Origin of the sequence: Bombella apis (assembly GCF_018221685.1) — a bacterium.
GTDB lineage: Bacteria > Pseudomonadota > Alphaproteobacteria > Acetobacterales > Acetobacteraceae > Bombella > Bombella apis.
Genome location: NZ_JAGJTM010000004.1, coordinates 830,572 through 854,362 on the forward strand (window position 1 = coordinate 830,572; position 23,791 = coordinate 854,362).

17 protein-coding genes, 1 tRNA gene and 3 pseudogenes are annotated in these 23,791 nt (G+C 54.7%); 11 read left to right on the forward strand and 10 right to left on the reverse strand.

The window, feature by feature from the left end:
* The first annotated feature begins 197 nt into the window (after window positions 1–197).
* From mobC to J8Z04_RS06980, 3 genes and pseudogenes are all read left to right on the forward strand, one after another.
* The gene (gene mobC, locus J8Z04_RS06970) at window positions 198–575 is read left to right on the forward strand and encodes a plasmid mobilization relaxosome protein MobC (RefSeq protein ID WP_192848156.1); all 378 of its coding nucleotides are present in this window, start codon (window positions 198–200) and stop codon (window positions 573–575) included.
* Window positions 562–2,310, forward strand: a complete 1,749-nt coding sequence (locus J8Z04_RS06975; protein WP_192848157.1) for a relaxase/mobilization nuclease domain-containing protein — start codon at window positions 562–564, stop codon at window positions 2,308–2,310. The genes mobC and J8Z04_RS06975 overlap by 14 nt, the downstream gene beginning before the upstream one ends.
* Before the next feature lie 56 nt (window positions 2,311–2,366).
* Window positions 2,367–3,144 (forward strand): annotated as a pseudogene (locus J8Z04_RS06980) (IS5 family transposase).
* A 24-nt stretch (window positions 3,145–3,168) separates the two neighbouring features.
* Here J8Z04_RS06980 and J8Z04_RS06985 read toward each other — a convergent pair.
* Together J8Z04_RS06985 and J8Z04_RS06990 are read right to left on the reverse strand one after the other, a co-directional pair.
* On the reverse strand, window positions 3,169–4,797 hold the full coding sequence (locus J8Z04_RS06985) for a tyrosine-type recombinase/integrase (RefSeq protein ID WP_232086325.1): 1,629 nt from the start codon (window positions 4,795–4,797) through the stop codon (window positions 3,169–3,171).
* A gap of 250 nt (window positions 4,798–5,047) precedes the next feature.
* Window positions 5,048–7,003 (reverse strand): MobC family plasmid mobilization relaxosome protein, encoded by a 1,956-nt coding sequence (locus J8Z04_RS06990; RefSeq protein ID WP_408610204.1) that lies wholly within the window; start codon window positions 7,001–7,003, stop codon window positions 5,048–5,050.
* 474 nt (window positions 7,004–7,477) lie between these two features.
* On the opposite strand from J8Z04_RS06990, the gene J8Z04_RS06995 reads away from it, so the two are divergent.
* From J8Z04_RS06995 to J8Z04_RS07010, 3 genes are read left to right on the forward strand one after another with little or no spacing between them, the layout of a single operon-like run.
* Complete coding sequence (locus J8Z04_RS06995; RefSeq protein ID WP_192848160.1) at window positions 7,478–9,871, forward strand: type I restriction-modification system subunit M; 2,394 nt, start codon at window positions 7,478–7,480, stop codon at window positions 9,869–9,871.
* Entirely contained in the window at window positions 9,868–11,178 is a 1,311-nt protein-coding gene (locus J8Z04_RS07000; protein ID WP_192848161.1) for a restriction endonuclease subunit S, read from the forward strand. The genes J8Z04_RS06995 and J8Z04_RS07000 overlap by 4 nt, the downstream gene beginning before the upstream one ends.
* 51 nt (window positions 11,179–11,229) lie before the next feature.
* Window positions 11,230–14,247: a type I restriction endonuclease subunit R gene (locus J8Z04_RS07010; RefSeq protein WP_192848162.1), complete on the forward strand. Its 3,018-nt coding sequence runs from the start codon at window positions 11,230–11,232 to the stop codon at window positions 14,245–14,247.
* A 436-nt stretch (window positions 14,248–14,683) separates the two neighbouring features.
* Here the strand turns inward: J8Z04_RS07010 and J8Z04_RS07015 are convergent, their stop codons facing one another.
* From J8Z04_RS07015 to J8Z04_RS07040, 7 genes and pseudogenes are all read right to left on the reverse strand, one after another.
* Window positions 14,684–16,120: a site-specific integrase gene (locus J8Z04_RS07015; RefSeq protein ID WP_244978048.1), complete on the reverse strand. Its 1,437-nt coding sequence runs from the start codon at window positions 16,118–16,120 to the stop codon at window positions 14,684–14,686.
* Window positions 16,121–16,135: 15 nt separating this feature from the next.
* A pseudogene (locus tag J8Z04_RS09510) lies at window positions 16,136–16,315 on the reverse strand (DUF6538 domain-containing protein); the annotation flags it as partial.
* 172 nt (window positions 16,316–16,487) lie between these two features.
* A complete protein-coding gene (locus J8Z04_RS09515; protein ID WP_081847719.1) occupies window positions 16,488–16,673 on the reverse strand; it encodes a VOC family protein in 186 nt (61 codons plus the stop codon).
* A gap of 136 nt (window positions 16,674–16,809) precedes the next feature.
* Window positions 16,810–17,576, reverse strand: a pseudogene (locus tag J8Z04_RS07025) (transposase); the annotation flags it as partial.
* A gap of 677 nt (window positions 17,577–18,253) precedes the next feature.
* Window positions 18,254–19,027, reverse strand: a complete 774-nt coding sequence (locus tag J8Z04_RS07030) for an SDR family oxidoreductase (protein ID WP_192848164.1) — start codon at window positions 19,025–19,027, stop codon at window positions 18,254–18,256.
* A 968-nt stretch (window positions 19,028–19,995) separates the two neighbouring features.
* A complete protein-coding gene (locus J8Z04_RS07035) occupies window positions 19,996–20,742 on the reverse strand; it encodes a hypothetical protein (RefSeq protein ID WP_192848165.1) in 747 nt (248 codons plus the stop codon).
* An 8-nt stretch (window positions 20,743–20,750) separates the two neighbouring features.
* Window positions 20,751–21,089, reverse strand: a complete 339-nt coding sequence (locus J8Z04_RS07040) for a hypothetical protein (RefSeq protein ID WP_192848166.1) — start codon at window positions 21,087–21,089, stop codon at window positions 20,751–20,753.
* Between J8Z04_RS07040 and J8Z04_RS07045 the strand changes: the two genes are divergently transcribed.
* The 3 genes from J8Z04_RS07045 to J8Z04_RS07055 all read left to right on the forward strand — a co-directional run bounded on the left by J8Z04_RS07045 (window position 21,070) and on the right by J8Z04_RS07055 (window position 22,171).
* Window positions 21,070–21,231 carry a hypothetical protein gene (locus J8Z04_RS07045; protein ID WP_192848167.1) on the forward strand — a complete coding sequence of 54 codons (162 nt, stop codon included), beginning with the start codon at window positions 21,070–21,072 and terminating at the stop codon, window positions 21,229–21,231. The two genes, J8Z04_RS07040 and J8Z04_RS07045, sit on opposite strands and share 20 nt — an antisense overlap.
* Window positions 21,232–21,297: 66 nt before the next feature.
* Entirely contained in the window at window positions 21,298–21,672 is a 375-nt protein-coding gene (locus tag J8Z04_RS07050) for a VOC family protein (protein ID WP_081563466.1), read from the forward strand.
* Window positions 21,673–21,814: 142 nt separating this feature from the next.
* On the forward strand, window positions 21,815–22,171 hold the full coding sequence (locus J8Z04_RS07055) for a hypothetical protein (protein WP_192848168.1): 357 nt from the start codon (window positions 21,815–21,817) through the stop codon (window positions 22,169–22,171).
* A 29-nt stretch (window positions 22,172–22,200) separates the two neighbouring features.
* Here J8Z04_RS07055 and J8Z04_RS07060 read toward each other — a convergent pair whose 3' ends face one another.
* Window positions 22,201–23,115, reverse strand: coding sequence for an N-formylglutamate amidohydrolase (locus tag J8Z04_RS07060; RefSeq protein ID WP_081563113.1), 915 nt, complete (start codon window positions 23,113–23,115; stop codon window positions 22,201–22,203).
* A 14-nt stretch (window positions 23,116–23,129) separates the two neighbouring features.
* On the opposite strand from J8Z04_RS07060, the gene J8Z04_RS07065 reads away from it, so the two are divergent.
* A tRNA-Val gene (locus tag J8Z04_RS07065) sits at window positions 23,130–23,204 on the forward strand.
* A gap of 149 nt (window positions 23,205–23,353) precedes the next feature.
* A complete protein-coding gene (locus tag J8Z04_RS07070) occupies window positions 23,354–23,734 on the forward strand; it encodes a VOC family protein (protein WP_081563114.1) in 381 nt (126 codons plus the stop codon).
* Window positions 23,735–23,791 lie beyond the last annotated feature (57 nt).

The window sequence follows — 23,791 nt, forward strand, 5'->3', positions numbered from 1 at the left end:
CCTTCTTGTAAATTTCTTCACATCTCTCTCTGACAGCCTGTGATTTTGAAGCTGCATTTCTCCTTCATGTAACGATGTTCTTCTGTTTCGTGTCCGACCTTCCGTAACTTTATGCCAGCGGTCTGATTTGTTGCACAAATCAGAGCTGACCAGGGGGGATACTCCCCCCGTGGACCCCCTGAACACGGAGGAACGGCATGAAGGGAATAAAAGAACAAAGCAGCAGCATGGGCATACGCATCACGCCCACGCAGGCCCGGCAATGGAGGATGGCGGCTCTCAGAGCAGGTCACAAAACCCTGTCCAGCTGGTTGAGGAGTCTAGCCAGTCAGGCTGCCCGAACTGGCGACACAGGCCGGGAGCTGGCCACGGAGCTTGCCGCCCTGCGTACGGAGCTGGGACGGATCGGCAACAACCTGAATCAGCTCACACGCTACAGCCACCAGCAGGGCCAGATGCAGGATGTGGAAGCCTGTCTGCAAGAGGTCCGGCAGGCAGCCCGGAGTGCCCATGCTGCATTGCAAAAACTGACCGGAACGCCTCGTGCCGGAACATCAGCCCATGATCATCAATAGCGATGCGCTCAAGGCAGCTCCCGGCCCTGAAGGGTTGATCCATCACCTGCTCGGCAAGCCGGAGGATAATGAGACGATCCGGCTTGTATCCGGCTCACGGGACAGCATCCGCTTTGCCTATGATGATGCCCGGTCCCACGGAAGCAAGCGGGGCGTGCTGCATATCAAGCTCTCCCCCGATACCACCCAGACACTTACGGCGAAGGACTGGCAGACCTGTCTGACACGACTGGCACAGGAATATCATTTTGAAGGTCGCGAGATCAGCATCATCGAGCACAGGAAAAAGGGCCGGGTGCATCGGCATGTTGTCGTGCCCTTTGTGGACCCGGTCACGGGCCGAAAGCTGGATATGGGGTTTTCCAAATTGCGGGACGAGAAATGCGCCCGGCTTCTGGAAATGCAGCTCGGCCACAAGCTCACCCCCATGAAGCTCGGGCACCGGAAAGCCGTCTGTGCCTATCTCAAGAAATCAGGCCAGAGGCAGGCCGCTGAATCTGTGGCTGTCTTGCCGGATTCCGGCATCGGCACCTCCCTCATGGCTCATCAGAAGGCCAAAAGACTGGGACGTGACCTTGCCGATGAGAAACAGCACATCAAGACGCTTTTTCAGCAGGTAGACGGCCCCGCTGCCTTCAGGGCAGCCCTAAAGACGGAGGGACTGGAACTCCGGAAGGGTGACAAGCCGGACCGTTACATCATTTGCCATTCCAGAGGCGGGCTGATCGGTTCGGCCAACCGGCTGACAGGATGGCGCGTCAAGGATTTTCAACATTACATGGAGACAGATCATGAAACTATTCGGCAGAAAGCCACCCAAATCTCAGAACAGGGTCAAAAGCACGAACAAAACAGCCCAGCCCGCCCGCAAGACACAGGACAGGACACCAGCCCCGGCACCCGCCTCAAGGACACCACCCCTCAGCGAGAGGAAAGGGCCGACAACCGGGGAGAGACTGATCGACTACTCCCAGAAGACACTCTACCAAAGCAGCCGGGCTGCCAGCGCTTCAGAAGAATTGCTCGGCCTGTTCAATCAGGACCAGGGAGAAAAGCAGGACGATCCTATCCAGCTTCTGCAAGAGACGCTGGCCCAGCTGGTGGAGCTGGAGCTGAGCAACGCCGAGAGGCTGACGCGGCTGGAAGAGGCTCTCTTGCGGAACAGGTCAGGCGGCTCCGGCAACCCGTCACAAAAAAAGCGTTACTGATTGCCCGGACGCGGCTGAGACGGGGCCTTGATCCAGCCTATTTTGCCGATCTTCTGCCCCGGAACGAGATCAGGGACCCTGTATCGGGCAACACCCTTTACCGGGCCAGGCTGATGCGTCGTTATTACGGCCTTTCGACAGAAGACCCCGTCGAGCCGCATGAAAGGCTTATCGAGCGGGCCAGGCAGATGGCATGGGTTGGCATCGGGGCGGACCATTTCCGCATCAGGCTGAAGAATGGCGAGCAGTTCAGGGATTACGGGGACCGCATGACCTGTCCTCCTGGCCCCATCCAGCCTGCCACGGCGCGGGAGATTGTGCTTTCGGCCATTGCCAAGGGGTGGGCAGGCATTGAGGTGACAGGCTCGCAGGACTTCAAGGACGAGATTGCCATCCATGCCAGGTTGAATGGCATTCCGTGCGATCATGAGTTGAGTGACAGGGCGCAACGTAAGTTTGTGGCGATCGTGAAGGAAAGGGGAGTGCCGCTCCGGATGGAGCAAGAGATGGGTTCGCCTGGACTTTAGGGCCTGTTAGGTCTTGAAGAGAGGCATTTTTTTCTTATCTATCTGGCATGAGTATGATGCAGTCAGTTATGTCAGATCAGAGCTGGTCTTTCTGGGAACCACTGATCAAAGACATTCGCCCCAAAGGAAAGACACCACCAAAGAACCTCCGACGGACGATATAAGCCATTTTCTGGCGACATCGCAACGGAGCGAAATGGCGTTCTGTTCCTTCTGAACTGGGCCCTTGGTGGATTGCGGCCCAGTTGTTCATTCGCTGGTCAAAACTTGGCGTGTGGCAGCGTCTCTTTGACCTGGTCAGCCGTAAAAACCAGGCTCTGGGCATGGTATTCCTTGATGGAACAACCATTCGTGCGCATCACAAGGCAGCTGGGGCTGCCAAAAAGGGGGATGCAGGGAATGTCCAAAAGGTCGTGAAGCTCTTGGCCGCTCACGTGGAGGATTAGCACCAAGGTCTGCGTAGCGGCCGATGGCCGCGGTAAGGCCTTGTCTTTCACCCTCGCACCCGGGCAGGCGCATGAATTGTCAGCCGCCTGTGCTCTCCTTGATGATCTTCCCCACACGCCAGGTTATGTTGTCTGCGATCGCGGCTATGCTTCCCACAAGTTCCGTGAAGATATCTGGAACCGGGGGGCGCGTCCTGTCATTTCATCCAAGCGAAATGATACCCAAGTCAGTTGTCCAGAATGGGCTTACAGACATCGCCATTTGGTGGAAAATCTCTGGGCAAGGCTCAAGGAATGGCGGGCTATGGCAACCAGATATGAAAAGACCGCATCCTCTTTTCTTTCCGTCATCCTCATCTCTGCAATCTCTGATTATATCAAGACCTAACAGGCCCTAGTCCTGTTGAAATAGTCAGTGCGGTGGCAGCGGAATTTTAAAGGTCGGATACTCCAGAGCCTCCACGACCTGTTGGAGGTTCTGCACGGCAATGCCGCTTGTGTAGGTTGTGGTGCCCTGCGATTGATGGCTGGCTTCATGGCCCAGCAAGGTATCAATCCAGAGTTCTCTGATATTGCCACTTTGGTTCCGCAGTTTGGTCGAAACCGTATGCCGGAAAGAGTGGAAAGTCACAGTTTTCGGCAGGCCAGGGCGTTTCTTGAATTTTGAAAAGGCCTGCGCAAAGTCCGTTCCCCGCCCTCGGGCAGAGGGGTTCAGGTCTGGGAACAGGTAGTGTTCTCCTTTCTGCACAAGGTCGAGCACACCCCATTGCAACAGATGACTATGGATAGGAATAAGCCGTGTCCCGGCTACTGTTTTCGGTGACCAGTTATCCTCGGGGTGGGGGCGGACATGAAAGCAACGAATACCATTGACGGTCACAATATCCTGTGTGCGTAGGTTACAGAGTTTCCCAAGGCGCATTCCGGTATACAGGGCGATGGTAATGAGACCGACATAACTGCGCAAAGAGGTTGTGGTGCTTGTCCATTGGGCTGTGGAAAGCTGGGCCAGTTCGCGGTCTGTCCAATCTCGACGGTCAATCTTCTGGGTCACATCGTAGGTCCACCCCGCCCATGGATTACGGGCCACGATTTCGCGTTGCACAAGATGCCCCCAGAGGGCCGAGAGGCGGGAGAAATGGTTTTTGACTGTCTTGCCGCTGAGTGTTTCAAGTTCTTCCTCTTTGGCCCGCAAAATTGCGTCATGAATGCCAAGAGAGTTCTTATGTTTGCCGTGGGTAGAGGGCAGGGCAAAGAGCATATCCCGGAACTCCCCAGCCACCCCGCCGGTAATCTGGTCAACAGGCTTGTCATCAAAGGCTTCCACGAAGAGACTGATGGTCTTGCCGGTATCGCGGATAATGCCGGGGCTTTTGGTTTTATCGCGATAAATGAACTGGTCCGCCATTGCCGTGATGGTCGGGCCTGTCTTTTTCTTGGGGCCGGGTGTGGCTTTATTGGGAGTAGGACAAACAGAAGTCTCCTCCTGCACAGGCATAAAAGCCGCCTGTGTTTCCTGCCCGGCATTTTTGATAGACACCACGATGGCGCTCAGGTTGGCAATCTGCTCCCGCAGCATGGTTTTTTCTGTGGCGTTGCGTAGATAGTCCTTGGTGGCCGTGGCGTGCAGTTTCTGGAAGCCTGCCATGAGACTATCGAGGCCGTCATTGGATATCTTAATAAAGTCTTGCAGTTGCTTCAGGCTCTCCATCTTCTCGAAGTAGAACCGTGCCTTTTCATAGGTGCGTTCAGCCTCCACCCGCTCCTCTTCAATCGCAATCATGCGTTTTGTGTCGCGCATGATGTCCTTATAGAGGGCGAGAAGCTTTCTCAGTTCTTCTGGGGAGGCATCTTCGTACATGACTTTGGCTTTACTAAAGAACTGTCCGGTTCTGGCATAAAGCCCGGCTGCGCGTTCGCGTGCAACCCGCTTGCTGCTGGTCTGAAGGGAAAGAGAGATTTCCGTGCGGCCCAGCAGGGCACGAAGGGGGAAGGGGATGGTGCGGCGGAAGTGGCAGTGTGCGCCAAGCAGACGGAGCATGTCGGTTCCCATTATGGGAAGGTGAACGGGACACGGTCCTTTTGTCCTGCCAAGCAGGCACTTTACTCAATATTTTCAAAAGATTAGTGGTGCGAACTGCGGGACTCGAACCCTGAGAAGCGGGTGAGTTGCGTTCGAAACCTTACTGATTTCATCAAGCAAAACGCTAAAAGACGTCCTTCTTGGTAACGATTTATGAGAAGCACTTTGGAGAAGAAGTGAGTTCTCGTCAAGAGACTTCCCAAAACGTTCAAAAAGGTGAGGGGGTGGCAGAGGGGCGCGGTGTGGTCTGCGGGTTCGGTGCGGGTTTTTGCTGGGTTTCGGTCTCTTTTTCCCGCTTGAAAAACTCGTTTTGAGGTTCTGCTGTTTTAGAGTGGTCTGCCTGTAAAATCATAAGAGCCTGCTCAAGCTGCCCTGTATACTGAGCATGGAAGAAGGCTTTTCGTGTGACCTCATCAAGGTCTTTATGCAGGCCGGGGAGTTGCCTGAGGTGGCGTAAGCGGTTTTGAGCGGCTTCGAGGGTTGGCCTATAGGCAATCTCAGCGTTCTTTTGCTCCTCTTTCCGCTGTGCCATGGATTTTTGATAAAGTGTTCGTAGTAAAGCGAGAGTTCTCTCTTTGTTGAGCAGGGCGGACACATGCTGTCTTTTCTGGTCATAGTAGTTTTCCAGAGACCGTTCCCGCGCTGTGGGCACAGGCAAGGTTAGGGGCCGGGGTGGTTTTTCTCTCAGGCCAAACAGGTAAAGTAAGGTCTCAATGAGGTAACGGAGTATTTCAGCAAGGATAAGTAGGGCTTTTTCAAAAGCCTCATCAGCTTTGTGCCGTCGTCCAGTTAAACCACCTAACAAGGAAGCAGAAGCCGCTTCACGTTCCTGATGCGCCAAGTCAAGTGTTTCCTTGGCCTTTTTGAGTTTTATCCGAATGGGCTTTATTTCTCGTAAGATGTTTTGAAAGACTTGGTCGCGTGTTGGCACAGGGCCGTACAGCGATAAGGGGTTCTGGCGTATGATGTGTTCACATCGGGCTACCTCCTTTTTCCAGTCTCTCAGGTAATGGGCAAAACCGGGGTTAAGGTTCTGTGTCTGAGTGAGAGAGGTCACTGTTGGACGATATCTTGGCTCTCTACGCAGGGGCATAATCGTGGCATCCGGTGGCAAGACGCGCGGCGGTCTGGCGCTCAGTGGGCTTAACCGGCGGGCACGGGCTGCGACCGGGCGTACTAGGCGGGGTTCGTCTGCTGGCAGAGCTTCCTGCATGAGCAAAGCATGGAAGTCTTTCATGCGTGTTTTGGTCAGGCGGGTAAAAGAGCCAATCAGGGTGCCGTCTGCTGTTTCAATGATATGGGCTCCCGGTCTGGTGGCGCTTTTATCGCCTTCTCGCATCACGAACCCTTGTTCCTGTAACAGACGGCGGAAGGCAGGGAGCTTTTCGCCTGACTGTTGCCAGAGAGTGGTAATCTCTTTCTTCAAGGCTGGTAAATCCACAGCCTGTCGTTCTGTTATCCGGCGTGCCTGAGAGGTGTACGCAGCGCGGGGAAGGGAGGCATCCTCAGCTATAAGGGCTTCTACCAGTTGGGCTTCGCGATGCTTGCCCTCCTTGCGCAGGGCATTGGCAATAGCCGTATCATGACGCCCTGCTGTTAACGGGTGTCCCAGCCTGATTTCTTCTAACCGGGCGACCTTTTCCAGTCGCATGTAAGAGAAGCGACTACTCAACACATGGTCATGCTGCCATTCAGGCAGAATAAGATGCCCGTGTCTTTTGCCGTCTTTCTGGTGAAAGATAAGGGTGCGAGAAGCTTTATCCGCCCCAAGTTCCTCACAGAGCCGGTCGGCAAACTCTGACAGTTCTGCATCTGTCATGGCCTGTTCAGGATTGAAGGCGATATGACGCAACAGCCTGTCAGTTCTCTCTTTCAGGGCGTTTATGTCGTCCAGGGTGGCGGCGCAGGCCACTGCCTCGCCGCTATTGGCGACGTGGGCCAGTTGGTTGAGGTTGTTGCCAATGCGGGCAAGGTCTCCCCGTAGGCCTCTGAGTTCAGCAAGGAGCTGGTCGCCCTCTTGGCCAGTGAACTCGGCATCACGCAAGAGAGCGCGTATCCAGCCAGAGGTGTTGTGGTGTCCGGCCCGTCTGGCCACGACTTGCCATCGGTCAAGTTCGTCGGGTCTGGCCCTGACGGAAAGGCGGGACGTTCGGATTTCAGGCATGGTTTCAGTCTCCCTCTTTGTGGGGGTCAACGGGGGAGGCACTCCCCCTTGCCAGCTTGTCCAAGGTTACCCAACGGGTAGCCATTGGACACTGCTGGCTCCTGACTCCTGACACAAACCCCATGGAGACTAAGGTAATCTATTTCCATGAAAGGAACAAAAAAAAGAACAAATTCTTAATTCTTAGGAGAAGCATTCCCTAAGTATGGGAAGTTATACGGTCATGAGGCCTCATTCATAAACAGAGTGAGAAGGCTTTCCAGCGTCGCGAATGTTTCCGGGTCTCCAAACCGGACATCGGCGCACTGCCCTCCACTTCGTCCCCGGGCGACGTGAAGTTAAGTGGGGTTTCTTTTACGGCCAACAGGCGGAGCCGCTGGCAACAGAGCCCATCCCAAGGCTGATTGCAAAACCAAGTCCTTAAGGGTAGTCGTTGAAGGACTATTGCCCTCGCATCAACTTTTGAGGCCTACATTGAACCAGACGTCCCACAGCAGCCTTGTTTCCTTCATCTGGCGCATTGCCGACGATTGCCTCCGCGATGTGTATGTACGGGGCAAGTATCGCGATGTGATCCTGCCGATGGTTGTGCTGCGCCGCCTTGACACGTTGCTTGAGCCGACCAAGGACGCTGTTCTGAAAGAAGTCCGGTACCAAAAAGAAAACATTGACGCGACGGAGTTGGACGATGAGCCGCTCAAGGGTGCCTCTGGTTACGTCTTCTTCAACACCAGCCGCTGGACCTTAAAGAAGCTGTACAACACCGCCACCAACGACCAGCAGATCCTCCTAGCTAATATTGAGGATTACCTCGACGGCTTCAGTGACAACGTCAAAGGGATCATCGATCGCTTCAAACTGTTCGAACAGATGCGCCATATGGCGGAGAAGCAGGTGCTTCTCGACGTCATTGAGAAATTCGTCTCCCCCTGGATCAACCTGACCCCGAATGAGATAGAGGATCCGGAAGGCAACACGCTTCCGGGTCTCTCTAACCTAGGTATGGGATACGTCTTTGAGGAACTGATCCGTAAGTTCAACGAAGAGAATAACGAAGAAGCAGGGGAACACTTCACCCCGCGCGAAGTGATCCACCTCATGACGCACCTGCTTTTCGACCCGATAAAAGGCCGTCTGCCCAAGATCCTGACGATTTACGATCCGGCTTGCGGCTCGGGCGGCATGCTGACCGAGGCTCAGAACTATATCACGGACGCAGATGGCCCTTTCCATGCCCAAGGGGACGTTTACCTCTATGGCAAAGAGATCAACGACGAGACTTACGCGATCTGCAAATCCGACATGATGATCAAGGGCAATAACCCTGAAAACATCCGCGTGGGTTCCACCCTTTCTACCGATGAATTCTCCGATGACCGTTTCGACTTCATGCTGTCCAACCCGCCCTATGGCAAAAGCTGGAAGAGCGAGGTGAAGTACATCAAAGACGGCAAGGACGTCATTGATCCCCGTTTTAAAGTCGAGCTGGCCGATTACTGGGGTAAGGTCGAAACGATGGATGCCACCCCGCGCTCATCGGATGGCCAGCTGCTGTTCCTGATGGAGATGATCAGCAAAATGAAACCCACCAGCGCCAGCCCTCTGGGCTCGCGCATCGCGTCGGTCCATAACGGCTCCAGCCTGTTCACTGGGGATGCGGGCAAAGGGGAATCCAACATCCGCCGCTTTATCATCGAAAATGATATGCTGGATACCATCATCCAGCTGCCCAACAACCTGTTCTACAACACCGGCATCACCACCTATATCTGGCTCCTGTCCAACGCCAAGCCCGAGGCACGGCGCGGGCGGGTCCAACTGATTGACGCCAGCCTCATGTTCCGCAAGCTGCGCAAGAACCTTGGCGACAAGAACTGCGAGTTTTCGGACAAACATATCCAGCAGATCACCGAGGCCTTCCTGAACTTCGCCTCTGTCGAGCGCCAGATCGACGCGGCGGGCGATCCGCAGGGCATCGCCGTGCAAGTCTTCGACAACGCGGATTTCGGCTATCACAAAGTCACCATTGAACGCCCGGACCGCCGCCGTGCGGGTTTCAGCGCTGAACGCCTCGCCCCCCTACGCTTTGATAAGTCCCTGCGCGAGCCCATGGAATGGCTCTACGACGAACACGGGGATCAGGTCTATCAACCGGGCTTTTTAAAGGAGAAGGCCAAGCAGATCACCGCGTGGTGTGAGGAAGCCGGGCTAACCCTGAACGCCAAGGCCAAGGCCAAGCTGCTCGACACCAAGTACTGGGTCAAGCTGCGCGACCTGCTGGCCACGGCGACCCAGATCATGGGCGATGTGGGCCTTGAGGAGACCGGCGACTTCAACGCCTTCCGCAAGGCGGTCAACGCCGCGATCAAGGCGCGCAAGATCAAGCTGGCCGTGACCGAGAAGAACGCCATCCTGAACGCCGTCAGCTGGTACGACGAGACCGCGCAAAAGGTGATCGACAAGAAGCACAAGCTGACCGGCGCAGAGATTGAGGAGCTGACCACGCATCTGGGGTGTGCGGCGGAGGATCTCGCTGATTTCGGTTGGTACCAGCAGAAGGATGGCAGCTACCTGACCTATGAGAGCACCGCAGAGCTGCGCGATGCGGAAAGCGTGGCCCTAAAGGATAACATCCACCGCTACTTCCTGGCGGAGGTGAAGCCGAATGTGGAAGAAGCCTGGATCAACCTAGACAGCGTGAAGATCGGCTACGAGATCAGCTTCAACAAGTATTTCTATCGCCACAAGCCGCTGCGCAGCCTTGAAGAGGTGACGCAGGACATTCTGGCCCTGGAAGAAAAAGCCGACGGGCTGATTGCAGACATTCTGGGTGTCGAGGTCGCGACCAAGCTGGAGCCGTCGGAATGAACATCGCGGCATATCCCAAACATCATAGCTTCAAACCATCCGGCTTCGATTGGATCGGCAATGTCCCAGAGCATTGGGACGTCGAGAAGCTGGGCTCCATGCTGACGGCGGTTTCAGAGAAAAACCGCCCTGATCTGCCACTCCTGTCAATCACGCGCGAACAAGGCGTTATCGAGCGGGACGTCGATGATCAGGACAGTAACCACAACTTCATTCCGGATGACCTGAGCGACTACAAGGTGCTGCGCGAGGGACAATTTGGCATGAACAAAATGAAGGCGTGGCAGGGTTCCTATGGCGTCTCGGCGTACACTGGGATCGTCAGTCCGGCGTACTTTATCTTTGACTTCGCCCGCGAAGTTGACCCGCACTTCTTCAATATCGCCATTCGCAGCAAGCTGTACGTTTCCTACTTCGGTTCGGCCTCGGATGGCGTCCGAGTTGGCCAATGGGACTTAAACCAATCGCGAATGCGGCAGATTCCCATACTGCTCCCCCCACTCCCTGAACAGCGCGCCATCGCGGCGTTTCTGGATGGGAAATGCGCGACGATTGACGAGGCGGTGCGGATCAAGGAGGAGCAAATCAGGCTCTTGGCCGAGCGCAGGCAGATCCTGATCCAAGAAGCCGTCACCCGCGGCCTGAACCCCAACGCCTCCATGAAGGATAGCGGCATCGACTGGATCGGCCAGATCCCCGCGCATTGGGAGAAGTCGAAACTGAAGTATGTCCTCGACACATGGACAGGCTATGCGTTCTCAAGCGCTGCTTTCTGCCAAGACGGCATACCCATTCTTAGAATTGGCGATTTGATTGCTTGGGGAAACGTTTCCACCGAAAAGGCTGTTTGCTTGCCTGAAAAATTCGCAAGATTCGACGAGCAGTTTGGCGTCCGAAAAGGTGATATCCTCATGGCGATGACTGGCGGAACAATCGGCAAGGTATCCATTTACGATTCAGACCAGCCGGCTCTATTGAACCAACGTGTCTGCGCATTTCGACCCAAAGGGGTCTTCCCCCTCCCGCTCGCATTGTACTGGATGCAAACGAAGCTATGGGACCAGCACATCTTGTTGAATTCCGAGGGAGGCGCACAACCGAATATTTCGGATAAAGCCACCATCGAAATGCCCATCGTATTACCTCCTTCCGCAGAGGAGCGCTTGGAAATCATTTCTTTCCTTTCATCATCCTTGGGACGGATCGGCGATGCTATTTCACTCAAAAAATCCCAAATCGCCGCATTGCGAGAATACAAGGCAAGCTTGATCAACGCGGCGGTGACTGGTAAGATCAAGGTATTGTAAACGCCCGGCCCCTCGACGGGGCGGGGTAGAAACTTATTTGAAAGCAACGTCATGAATATCGCGGTCAGCAACACCAAGGAAATCGCCCTCGAACAGGCCATCGAGAGGCAGCTTTGCGGTGCGAGCTCCGAAGAGCTGGCCGCCGGGGCCATCGCCTCTGGCCCTTTCCGCATCGGCCAGCCCTCTGATTTTGACGCGACCCTCGCGCTCGACCGCGCGAAGTTTTGGGAGTTCCTCGAAGCCACTCAATCCAAAGACCTCGACAAGCTCAAGCAGCACAACCCCGCCGACTGGCGGGCCAAGATCACCGGCCAGCTCGACAAGCTGATAAAATCCAAGGGCCTGCTGCACGTCCTGAAAAAGGGCCTACCCGTCGACGACGCGCATTTCCACCTGATGTATCCCGCTCCGCTGGCCAGTTCAGCGCAAAAAGTCCACGACAACTTCGCCGCCAATATCTGGAGCGTGACGCGGCAGGTCCATCACAGCACCGCCAACCCGAATGAATCGGTGGACATGGTGTTGTTCCTTAACGGTCTGCCGCTGGTGACGCTGGAGCTGAAGAACGCCTGGACCCACCAGACCGCCCGCTACCATGGCCAGAAGCAGTACCGTGAGCGTGATGCAAACCAGACCCTGCTACGCTTTGGCCGCGTGCTGGTCCACATGACCGCCGACACCGACGAGGTGTGGATGGCAACGAAGCTGGAGGGCGCCTCGACCTTCTTCCTGCCGTTCAACAAGGGGCACAATGGGGGCGCGGGCAACCCGCCGAACCCGAATGGCCACAAGACGGCCTACCTGTGGGAAGAGGTTCTGCAACCGCAGAGCCTTGCCGGGATCATCCAGCATTTCGTCCTGCTGGAGGGCAAGAAGACCGACCCGCTGGCGAAGAAGACGCTGATCTTCCCGCGATATCACCAGCTGAATGTGGTCCGAAAGCTGCTGTCCCATGCCGCTCAGACGGGCGTAGGGCATAAATACCTGATCCAGCACTCTGCCGGCTCGGGAAAATCCCACAGCATCACCTGGGCCGCCTACCAGCTGATTGAGACCTATCCGGCGACGCTAGATCTGCCCGGCGCCAAGGCGCTGGACGCCCCGCTGTTCGACAGCGTGATCGTCGTGACCGACCGCCGCCTGCTAGACAAGCAGCTGCGCGACAACATCAAGGATTTCTCCGAGGTCAAGAATATTGTGGCCCCGGCGCTGAAGTCCTCGGACCTGAAGACAGCGTTGGAGAACGGCAAGAAGATCATTATCACGACCATCCAGAAGTTCCCCTTCATCATCGACGGCATAGAGGATTTGGGCAACAAGCGTTTCGCAGTGATCATCGACGAGGCGCACAGCGGCCAGAGCGGCATCGCCAGTGACAAGATGAATCAGGCAATGGGCGGCGACCCAGATGAAGATAACGCGCAGGACAAGATTGTGGCGGCCATGCAGGCCCGCAAGATGCGCGGCAATGCGTCCTACTTTGCCTTTACCGCGACGCCGAAGCCGATCACTCTGGAAAAGTTCGGTGAGCAGCAGCCGGACGGCCGCTTCCGCCCGTTCCACCTGTACAGCATGAAGCAGGCGATCGAGGAGGGCTTCATCCTCGACGTGTTGGCGAATTACACGACCTACAAGGGCTATTACGAGATTCAGAAGTCCATTGAGGATAATCCCCTGTTCGACACATCCAAGGCGCAGAAGAAGCTGCGCGCCTATGTCGAGCGGAGCCAGCAGACGATCAACACCAAGGCCGAGATCATGGTCGAGAATTTCATCGACAAGGTTGTCAACCCCAAGAAATTGCGCGGCAAAGGCAAAGGGATGATCGTAACCCAAAATATCGAGGTGGCGATCCGCTACTACAAGGCCGTACAGGCAGAGCTTGCCAAGCGCGGTTACCCGTTCAAGGCGCTAATTGCCTTCTCGGGCGAGAAGGAAGTCGATGGGGTCAATTACACCGAGAGCGAGATGAATGGCGTACCTGAGGACAAGACCCGCAGCGAGTTTGACAAGGATGAATTCCGCCTGCTGATCGTCGCAAATAAGTATCTCACCGGTTTCAACCAGCCGAAGCTCTGTGCGATGTACGTTGACAAAAAGCTGCAGTCGGTTCTGGCAGTCCAGGCCCTGTCCCGTTTGAACCGGTCCTCCCCCAAGCTAGGCAAACGGACGGAGGATCTGTTTGTTCTCGACTTTTTCAACTCGATCGAGGACATCAAGGCTGCCTTCGACCCGTTCTTCACGGTGACGACCTTATCTGAGGCGACGGACGTGAACGTCTTACACGAGCTGAAAGCAGCTTTGGATAATGTCGGCGTCTACGAATGGTCAGAGGTGGAGGAATTCTGCAAAAGGTTCTTTGACGGCGAAGATTCCGAGAAACTCAGCCCCCCGATTGACGTGGCTGCCGAACGTTTCAACACCGGCCTGGAACTGGAAGACCCGGAGAAGATCGACTTCAAGATCAAAGCGAAGCAGTTCGTGAAGATCTACGGCCAGATGGCTGCAATCGTGCCGTTCGAAGTGGAGGCTTGGGAGAAGCTCTTCTGGTTCCTGAAGTTCCTGGTCCCGAAGCTAAGCATCAAGGACCCGAATCAGGATGCGTTGGATGATCTTCTCGAGGCCGTTGACCTTTCGTCATATGGGCTAGAGCGGACAAAACTAAACCAGACCATCGGCTTGGACTCTTCAGAAGCAGAGCTAGATCCACAGAACCCCACCCCCCGCGGCTATCGCGAAGGAGAGGTGCAGGAAGACCCGTTGGAAGAGATCATTCGCAGCTTCAACGAACGTTGGTTCCAAGGCTGGAGCGCCACCCCGGAAGAACAACGGATCAAGTTTCTGAACATAGTTGAAAGTGTTCAGGCACATCCCGATTTCGAGAAGAAATTTGATGAAAATTCTGATCCCTACAGCCGTAACTTGGCATTTGAAAAAATTATGAAAGAAGTCATGCTAAAACGCCGGAAAGAGGAGTTGGAACTCTACACGCTTCACAATCAGGACGAGGCGTTCAGATCTGCACTATACCTAAGCGTCAAGGAGGCGCTGACAAAGAGCCTGCGCTGACAATGACTGAAGCGTGCCTGCCCAGACTTCGGCGACAATAAATGCGTCTAATGGACTCGAATTGACCTCCTCTACCTATTGTCTCTCGATCATAACCAGGGTCTGTCAGTTTGATATTGTTGGTCGGCAGGTTGATCGAATGACAAGCACGTCTGGCTCTGTGCCTTTAGGCCACTTGCGGCACAGGCCCCGGTCCTTTTAGGCTCAAAGGACCGCTTTTTGCCGCCGTGCCTTGGGTCAGGGGCAGAGCTGCGGGACGGTAGCGATCCTGCGTCAGGTTGACGCAGGCCCGGAAGATGAGGAAGTGACAGACAAGTTCTCCTGGTCAATCTGGCCAGCGTTCCTCCGGGATGGATGAATGGCGGCTCTGGCTTAAATGCTGCTACCGCCATGCCGCTGTGGCGCAGGTCGGCTTTCCGCCCAAAGTCGTCATGGTTTACGCCTTCAAGAAAAGTGTCGGATAGCTCACAGCTTCCACAGTCTGCCTAAGGTTTGCTGTTGTAATACCAGAGAGATATGTCGTAGCCCCCTGACTCTTATGGCTGGCTTCATGACCAAGGAGAGCATCAATCCAAAGCTCTCTCAGGTCTCCAGCCTGATTGCGTAAGCGGGTAGATACAGTGTGCCGGAAACTATGAAAGGTAATGGCGGCAGGCAGGCTTACGGTCGTTTTGAACTTCGAGAAATTCCGGCCAAAGTCTGTGCCACGCGGGCCGCTTTGGGGTGTTTTCAGTTCAGAAAACAGGAATTTTTCACCGTCTTTCCTGAAGTCCAGAATGCCCCATTCCAGCAAGACACTATGGATAGGCACGTTCCGGGTGCCTGCTTCCGTCTTGGGTGTCCACTTGTCTGCAGGGTGAGGGCGGATAAGGAAGCAGGGAATACCGTCAACCTCCTGAATGTCCTCATTCCGTAGGTTGCAGATTTCTCCCAGCCGCATACCGCTATAGGCAGCAACCAGTGTGATGCCTGCAAAGGTCGCCTGTGAGATGGTGCTGCACGTCCATGGTGAAGACGAGAGTAGGGCCAGTTCATCATCTGTCCATGCCCTGCGTGGATTGCGTTTGGTCAGGTCAAAGTCCCAGTTGCTCCATGGGTTCTTCTCTGCAATTTCGCGCCGGAGTAGCTGGTTCCACAGAGCTGAGAGCCACATAAAGTGGTTCTTTACGCTCTTGCCGCTGAGGGTCGGCAGGTCAAACTCCTGCGCCCGTTCGACCTCAGTATTTAAATCCAAGTCCTGCTTGCCTTTGGCGTAGGAGGTCGGCAAGGAGAAAAGCAGGTCTCTAAACTCCCCAGCCACGCGCCCGGTAATCTCTTTAATCGGCTTATCGCCGAAAGCCTGTACAAACAGCGCCACGGTGCGGGCGGTTTCTTTCTTGGTGGCCTCACTCTTCTGGCTGTCTGCCAGCAAGGCAAGCTGAAGGGCTTCTGTCAGGCGCGGAGAGGTTGGGACAACTGGAGACGGTGTAGGAGATGCCAACTGATGGGACGGTGGTACTGCACCGGGGGCCTGAGACAAAGCTGGGCCTGTCTGGAACAGTTTGATCAGCGTTGCATGAAGCCGGTCTATCTCTTCGGTCTTGCGGGCAAGACTGGCTTTGTCCTGCGTCGTGCCCGTGATCATGTCCTTGCGCAGCTTTATCATGCTCTGGTTCACCTGTTCCAAAGCCTGTGAGGAATAGTCGATGAAAGCCTTTGTTCTCAGCAGGTCTTCATAGCGGCTCATGCTGGCGCGGTAGCGTTCAAGTCTGAGTTGCTCTGCGGCATTGTGTTCGTTGGTCTCTATGACCTCGTTCTGCTTTTTGATGATGTCTTGATAAAGGGCCAGAAGGTCGTCTTTGGTGATGGGCTTCTTCTGGGCTGGATCAGTCATGAGGCGGGCCGTTCTAAATAGTGCACTGGTCTGGGCATGGAGGGCCATGGCAGAGAGGCGGGCTTCTGATTTGTTCCCTGTCTTAAGGGAAATCCAGAATTCAGTTTTGCCGAAGAGGGGCCGTAAGGCAACGGGGACGGCACGGCGGAAATGGTAATGGGTGCCCACGAGAGCCAGCATTGGGAACTTCTCCATTTTGGAGAAGGACTATGGAGAAGCGGGTTTACACTTCACTGCTTTCAGGATTTCTTAATAAAATCAATACGTTAAGGTATGCGAACTGGGGGACTCGAACCTGCATCAACCCGTAGTGACACTTTTCTAACTTATTGAAATGGCGTAGAGAATATAATGAGCTGTCTTCCAATTAGATTTTTCTTTTTAACATTGGTGAAGCATTCTGGGAAGATGTAGGCATGGTTGGACCCGGTTTTGTGCGAAATGCTTTTTCCCCGTGCATTCCAAGAATATTTACATACCAGTCGAATGATACATCAATGTCATTGACGTTCAGAACAAGATGATCGATCGCTATAACGGATAAGGCGGACATAATACGTCTCCATGTTCGTGAGGTGGGGGGTTCTAAAAACCTTTGTCTGACTTTTCTTGTGCCTGATTTCAGGCTTTTGATGTGTTGATTTTCGCTCTGGGTTTTGAGCAGAGCGAGGGGGGCACGCTCTGTATTGCTACGCGCTCGTGTTAATCCGCTCCAGGAGGAGAAAGCGGCGCATATTATAGACGATATTGGCCAGCCCGACCTTCATGGTGGCCCGCGTTATGCCTACGGTTCGGACAAACAGCCCCGTCTGTGATTTCTGATCGGCAAAGACATGCTCGACACGCGACTGGATAACGGATTTTCCTGCATTGGATCTCTGGATATGGCATGGCATAGGCTTGAGATGCGGCTTTTTCCTGTGAACCTTCGAGACAACACCCTGCTTTTCCATGAAGGCTTCATTGGCTTTTGAGCGGTAGGCTGTATCCGCCCAGACATCAGACGCCGTATTGCTGCGATCAAGAAGTCCCTCACGTAGATCCGCCTTCTCCGCACTGGTATTGCGCTGCTTTGGAGCCGCTACCAGCGTAGCATCCAGGATCTGACCTGACATCGGCAGATAACCGGCATTCCGCAGGGTCGTATCAAAGCGGTTGAACAAAACATCAATGGCTTCCGCCTGTGTCAGACGCTCACGAAACAGCCATACCGTTCTGGCATCAGGTACACGGTCCGACAGTCCCAGACCTAAAAAGCGCATGAAGGAGAGACGGTCGTTGATCAGCTATTCTGTCCGTTCATCGGACAGATTGTTGAGTGTCTGGATCAACAGGATCTTGAACATCAGCACCAGATCAAACGGCGGACACCCGCCTTTGCTCCCGTTTGAATAGGCCAGTGCCCTGTCCAGCTCCGGCGGAACACCTCAAAATCCACAATCCGAGAAAACGCTTCTCCTCATTCCTCCAACCAGAACCGGGAAAATGGAATCACAGCGTAGGCCTCAATACCAAGAGGTTTTTAGAACCCTCCATGCACATGATCGGCCCTGTTTTCTCGTACACTCGGCACAGCCAGGTCCGCATTACGTGACTTTGCTGATTTCTCTGTTCAAGCTTAATCATAATGCCTTGGTGAGGGCGCGTCATCCTGCGTAGCAATGACACGTTATCGGCCTGCGGGATCAGTACTGCTGCTGAATTGTAGCGGCCCATCAGCTTTAGTCTGGTGAGTTCTCAATTGGTTTGCAAGTTTGTTTTTTATTGTCTTAGGTTCGTCCAAAAGCTTGACCCAGAAGCGACCCAGATTTATAAGCTTTTTCATCCTTTTAACCATGGTGTGTTTGTCTTCGGGATTAGCTGTAACACTAGAGAAACTTGGGTTTTTTGAAGATAAAGAAGCGTGTGGGATCGGCCTTCACACGGCAGGGGTCGCAGGTTCAATCCCTGTCGCATCCACCACGGATTTCCCTGAAAATGTTGCTTTGCTGTGAGCGACGAAGTGTTCTTCGCTGCAGGTGGAAGAGCTGCCGGTTGGAAGTCGAATGCTGAACGAGCGGAAAGCAGCCGTCCCTCAGGAGGTCTCTATCCTGCCACGAGGCCGGGGATAGAGACCGGGCCATCATGGGGTTGTCAGTCCCATTCCTTGTCCTGCATTTTCCGGATTTCAGGGATGATCTCCTTGGGGGAAACGTTCCGGGCCTTGGAGTGGTCATCCAGTATCACGTCCACCATCTCGGAGATGTCCCTGTCGGGGTCAATCTGAGGCTTGGTGAATTCAAGGTCTTCGTGAGAAACGAGGCTTTCTTCCGGGCAGTACCAGTTCTTGTGCGCTTCGACCATCCGGTCATTGAAGCCAGTCTCGTAAGGCCCAGGGTTGATGCAGGCTACGGAGACACCGAGGTCTTTCAGTTCATTGCGAAGGCTGCGGGCTGAGGTTTCCAGAGCATGTTTGGAGGCACAGTAGGCACCCGTGAAGGGGCCTGTGATGACGCCAGCAATGGAGCTGATGAAGACGATCCGCCCTCGTTTCCTCTCTGCGAAGCGACGGATGAAGGGGTGTGAGACCTCCATTGTTGCAAAATAGTTGACCTCGAACTGACGGCGCAGGACAGGCATCGGCATGTCGGCCAAGGCACCGCCCTCACCGATGCCGGCATTGTTGACGAGAATGTCAACGTCGTGCCGGGCCAGATAGGCACGGTCAACGGGGTCCGTAATGTCAGCCTTGATGACGGAAACGGTCACTCCCGCTTCCTTGGCGGCTTCTTCCAGGCAGTTCATCTGGCTGTGCAGATGAACTGCCCCGATGACACGATGGCCGCGCTTTGCCAGTTCGATGCTGAAACGCAGGCCGAGCCCACTGCCCGCACCTGTGACCAGAATTTTTCGCGCTTCATTTGTCATTTCTGGATGATCCTTTTGTTGAATCGGAGCTGACATCAGCCAGCCCTGAGACGAGATCCTTGACAAAGACTTTGTCTTTATCAGGACGGTTGGTTGACAGCCCTATGAAAAGGGAAGGGGGGCTGCTACTGCCCGGTTGGTAGATGTCACCACCGGGAAGGAAGCAGTAGGGGGCGTCCAGAAGCGAGACATGACCAAAATTGGAGAGACCAGCAATAACGCTGTCACTGGGCATCCGGAATACATAGCTGGTTATGCCTTGCGGCCGCTGAGACTGAGGCTGACGGGTAGGATGTCGCCGCAGGTCAGGAACAGGAGACGCTGCCCGACAGAGTCAAGAATCTCCAGACATGAGGAGGCTTGGTGTTCTTTGAGGAGGTTTTCGAGAAACCCCCATAGATATGAGATCATCTGCCCGTTCATGAGGTAATGCTTTCTCTTTATGATTATGAGGTGGTGTGTGCGCCTTTTTCACGCCTGAAGACCTTTGCGAAGGCAGAGTGACAAACTAGGCTCCATCTTACCGTAGGATTGAAAATATAATTTTTAGTTATCTTCTGGAATGTTGAACTATTTTTCATGTCATGTGTCTTGATGCGTTTGTTATGCTCGTACATTGAGGGGAGGGGCTTCGCTGGGTATGTCGGATGGGTTTCCCGTTTGTTCAGAGAATGATCGATTGGGGAATGATGCTGGCCCAGTCAGCGGGAGTATCTTCACGCCATCTAAGAAGCGCATTTTCAGTACGCAATATGCGCTCTCATCTGGGTCTTCTCCTGTCAGGCAGAAGCTTAGAAACAGGCCACGGGCAGAGTCTGTCAGGTTTTCATCAAATCCTCTGGGGGGGGGGATAGATCACCTTGATGCCGAAAGAGAGTTCCTGTGAAGGTTTACCATCTAGGGCTGCCATCTTCCTGCGGGTGAGAATTCCATCAGGCAAAGAGCGGCCTCGCAGGCAATATTCGGGCTTACAGCAAGCGAAGGGCTTCCGTCGGATGGGGGAGCGGAGCTTGTTTTGCTGCGGCAAGGACGTCCTGCATGGAATGCTTGGCTCTGTTTGGCACGTAAACACGTTGACCGTTCACTTTCCACCATGAACCTGTATGGGCGGTGTGAAACATAAGCAGGGCCAAGATATTCTTCATGGGAGCAGATGCAAAACGATCAGGCATTCCCTGTCCTTTCATAATCATATTCAGCGTGGTGGCGATGGAAGATGCAAGACAGAGCCAGAAAGCCCGACGGAAGGCGGCTGGCCAGTAGTCGATGTCCACGTTTCGGGTGATGTAGGTCACGCTGACGGTCTGGCTGTCCGTCAGGATGACAGGGCGCAGCACTGTGCCCCCAGCCTTGCCCATGCCCTCGCCAAAACTGTCCCGCCGGTCGAACATTTTCATGCGCTGATCCACGGGCCTGACGGTTTTTCCGTCATCGACCCGCAGAACCCGTACGCTGTCCTCCGGCATGAGGATTTCATACCGCCAGAGAGGGCTGTCACTGGCCACAGCCGTGCCTGTGCCCACGCAGCGGGGCCACTGCCATGTGTAGGCTGGTCCGCCAAAGCTGGCCGGATGGGCCAGCAGGCCAAGTAGCACATCGTCATAATAGGCGGCGCAGACACTGGCCTCCACGGAGCCATCATCAAACGCCGTGATGCCGCTCTGCGTGCCGAGGCGCATCAGTGCCCGCCTGCACAGGTCAATGGCTGTCGTCATGGTGTGACTTACCCTTTTGCGGTTGTCTTCTTGCCAGCCTTCTCATCGGCAGCCGGTTCATCAGCTTTGGCCGCAGGCAGGTCTTCCTGCCGGGGCGGCGCATCATCAGGACTGGTCAGATGTTCCTGCTGGGAAGGAGCCCCGTCAGGACGGGTCAGGTCTTCCTGAAAGGCCCGGCTGTTCACGTCCCTCCGGGCCAGCTGGCCAGCCTTTTCTTTGGCGGAACGGGCCTCATCATCCAGCGGCTCCAGATTGAAGCCGGGGATGCCTGCATAATCCACTTCCTCATCAACGGTCAGAAAGTGACCGTTGATGAAGCTGTTTTGGATGACACGATATCTTGCCATGATCGCCTCACGCCACGTAGTTCTTGGGGTAGGCGATCTGGGCGGGAACATCGAGATTGATGCCAGCCGTCACCGTGCAGGATGTCATGGCCTGTGCCTGGAAGATAGGGTGATCATGCGTAGCCTCTATCTGAGGGATTGAACTGTCCTGTTGTGGTCCCCACCTTCAAAGATGGTTGGATGCCTGCAAGTGGATGGAGGGGTTATGCTGTATACGCACGTTGTCATCGGGACGAATGATCTGCCACGGGCCAAGGCTTTCTACGATGCCCTTTTCAACGTTCTTGGAGGGCAGGCCCTTGGGGAACTGATGGGTAAGCTGCTTTACGAGAAGGATGGTCAGATGTTCATGGTTGGGCGCCCCATTGATGGGCAGCCTGCCACAGCTGCGAATGGCTTTACCCTTGGTTTTGCCCTTTCGAGCGTGGAGGCGGTGGAGGCTTGGCACAGGGCTGGTGTTGAGCATGGTGGAACCGCAATAGAAGACGCACCTGGCGTGCGGACCATCGGAGGCAGGAAATATTTCATGGCCTATCTCCGGGACCCCGATGGCAATAAGCTTTGTGCCCGTCACGATATGTGAACGTGGGATAATTGCAGGGGGGCGGGAATTGCTGCGAGTCCCGTGGGGTATGATTGATTGGATCATACGAGGCTCCTGTGTATGTGAGGTTTTTTCTTTTCCTTCAGTGTGTTCTGGTGAAGGAAAACAGGAGGAGATAGCCATGTCTTTATCATCCAGGCTGGCCCGTATGTTTCTGCTGGGAGGAATGGCCATTGGGGCCTGTACTTCTTCCATAGGGTTCGCTGCTTCGGGAAATACCACGGCTCAGCAGGGAGGGCTGAAGCAGATAACGGCGCCGTTTTCTGGTTCTGTGAGTCCTGCAGGAGCGGTGGAGGACAACAGTACGGGGAAGATCATCGGAGAAGTTGATCGGACCGGTGTCGTGTATGACAACACGGGCACGGTGGTAGGGTCGATCGATTCGAAGGGAATCGTACGGAATGCCAAGGGGGTGGCTGTGGCTCAGGTTGCACGGAACAACCGTCTTGCCGGGATAGCGTTTCTTCTGGGCAGGTAAGTTCTGTTCTCTGATTTGCCCTGCCCGGTTTATGGGGCAGGGTGAGTCCGTGCCATTTCGGATAGAATGTCCGTGATGTCTTTCTGTACTTTTTCAAAATGGCGGTTGGGTTGTAACGTCTGCAGGTTCAGGTAGCAGGCACGGTTGATTTCCACCTGCAGGGTCTGCCGATTTTCTTCCATCTGGCCGTATCTGCCCGTTATGTAGCCGCCCGAGTAGGGTGTATTTCGCTGGACATGGTACCCTTTCTCGAGAAAAAGGTGCTCCACTAGGCTGATAAGTCTGTCGGAGCAGGTTTTCCCATGCCTGTTCCCCAGGACGACATCACAGGGGCGGGACTGTGCCAGTGGTGGCATGGAATGGATGTCCAGCAGGATGGAAGCGCCAAACTGTGCGTGCAGTGTTTTCTGCGTCTGCTGGAGCGCTGTATGGTATGGCTCCCAATATTGTGAAAGGCGATGTCCCGCCTCTTCGAGAGGCAGGCAATAGCGGTAGATGCTCTTGCCTGGCGATGTGCAGCGGGGAATGACACCATAACCTGCGCTGACTTTCGTGCTGAGGATGAGGTCCTTCTCAATGAGAGGAGGAGAAAACATGGTGGCATCCAGTTCTCTCCAGTCCCGGTTTACATCGCAGAAACTGCGAGGAAACAGGGCCTGCACGAGGCTCAGGCCATTCTCAGGGGCATATTGAAGGAGCTGATCGGTGAATCGGTCCTCCATGCGTTCCAGCTCTGTCATGGGCAGGACGGCCATTTCCAGGAAATGCTGGGGGTAATTGCGCCCTGAATGTGGAGAGGAAAGCAGGAAGGGTGTCCGCTTCCGGCAGGAAGGAAGATGGATCCCGACAGTGGAAGACGGGCGGGCAGTGTTGGTGCATGGAAGTTTCTGATTTTTTTTCACAATAAAGGCTTGCCACAATCCATAGGCTGAGGTAAACACCATTTCACACCAGACGGGGGCGCATAGCTCAGCGGTAGAGCACTACCTTGACATGGTAGGGGTCACAGGTTCAATCCCTGTTGCGCCCACCACCCCTCTGGTGATTATCTCCCTGAAAATATGCTTGAAGTGCAGGCGGCTGTATAGCCATCTTCTTTCTATTCTAGCGAAAATTTCACTTAGCCTGTAGATTTTCTGGTACGCGCAGAGAATGTGTATTGGTGTGGAAAGGAAGAGGACCATGTTCCTGAGTCATATTGTTGTGGGATCGAACGATCTGGAGAAGGCCAAGGCGTTCTATGATGCCCTGTTCGGTGTCATGGGGGCTGATTTCTGCCCGCAGGATAATCCGGACAGGATCGTGTACCAGAAGGATGGGCAGATATTCATCATCACACGTCCGATCAACGGGGAGGCTGCTACGGCTGCTAATGGCGGTACGGTTGGTCTCGGCCTGTCGTCTCCCGAGGATGTACGCAGGTGGCATGAAGCTGGCATCAGGGCAGGGGGAACAGCTGTTGAAAATCCGCCAGGTGAGCGTGTGGTGATGGGCATGAAGCTTTATCTGGCCTATCTTCGTGACCCGGATGGAAACAAGCTCTGTGCATTTCATAAAATGTAACGGGTAATTCAGACCGGATTATTCGGTTTTTGTGAAGTGGCCGCATCTCCTGGAACG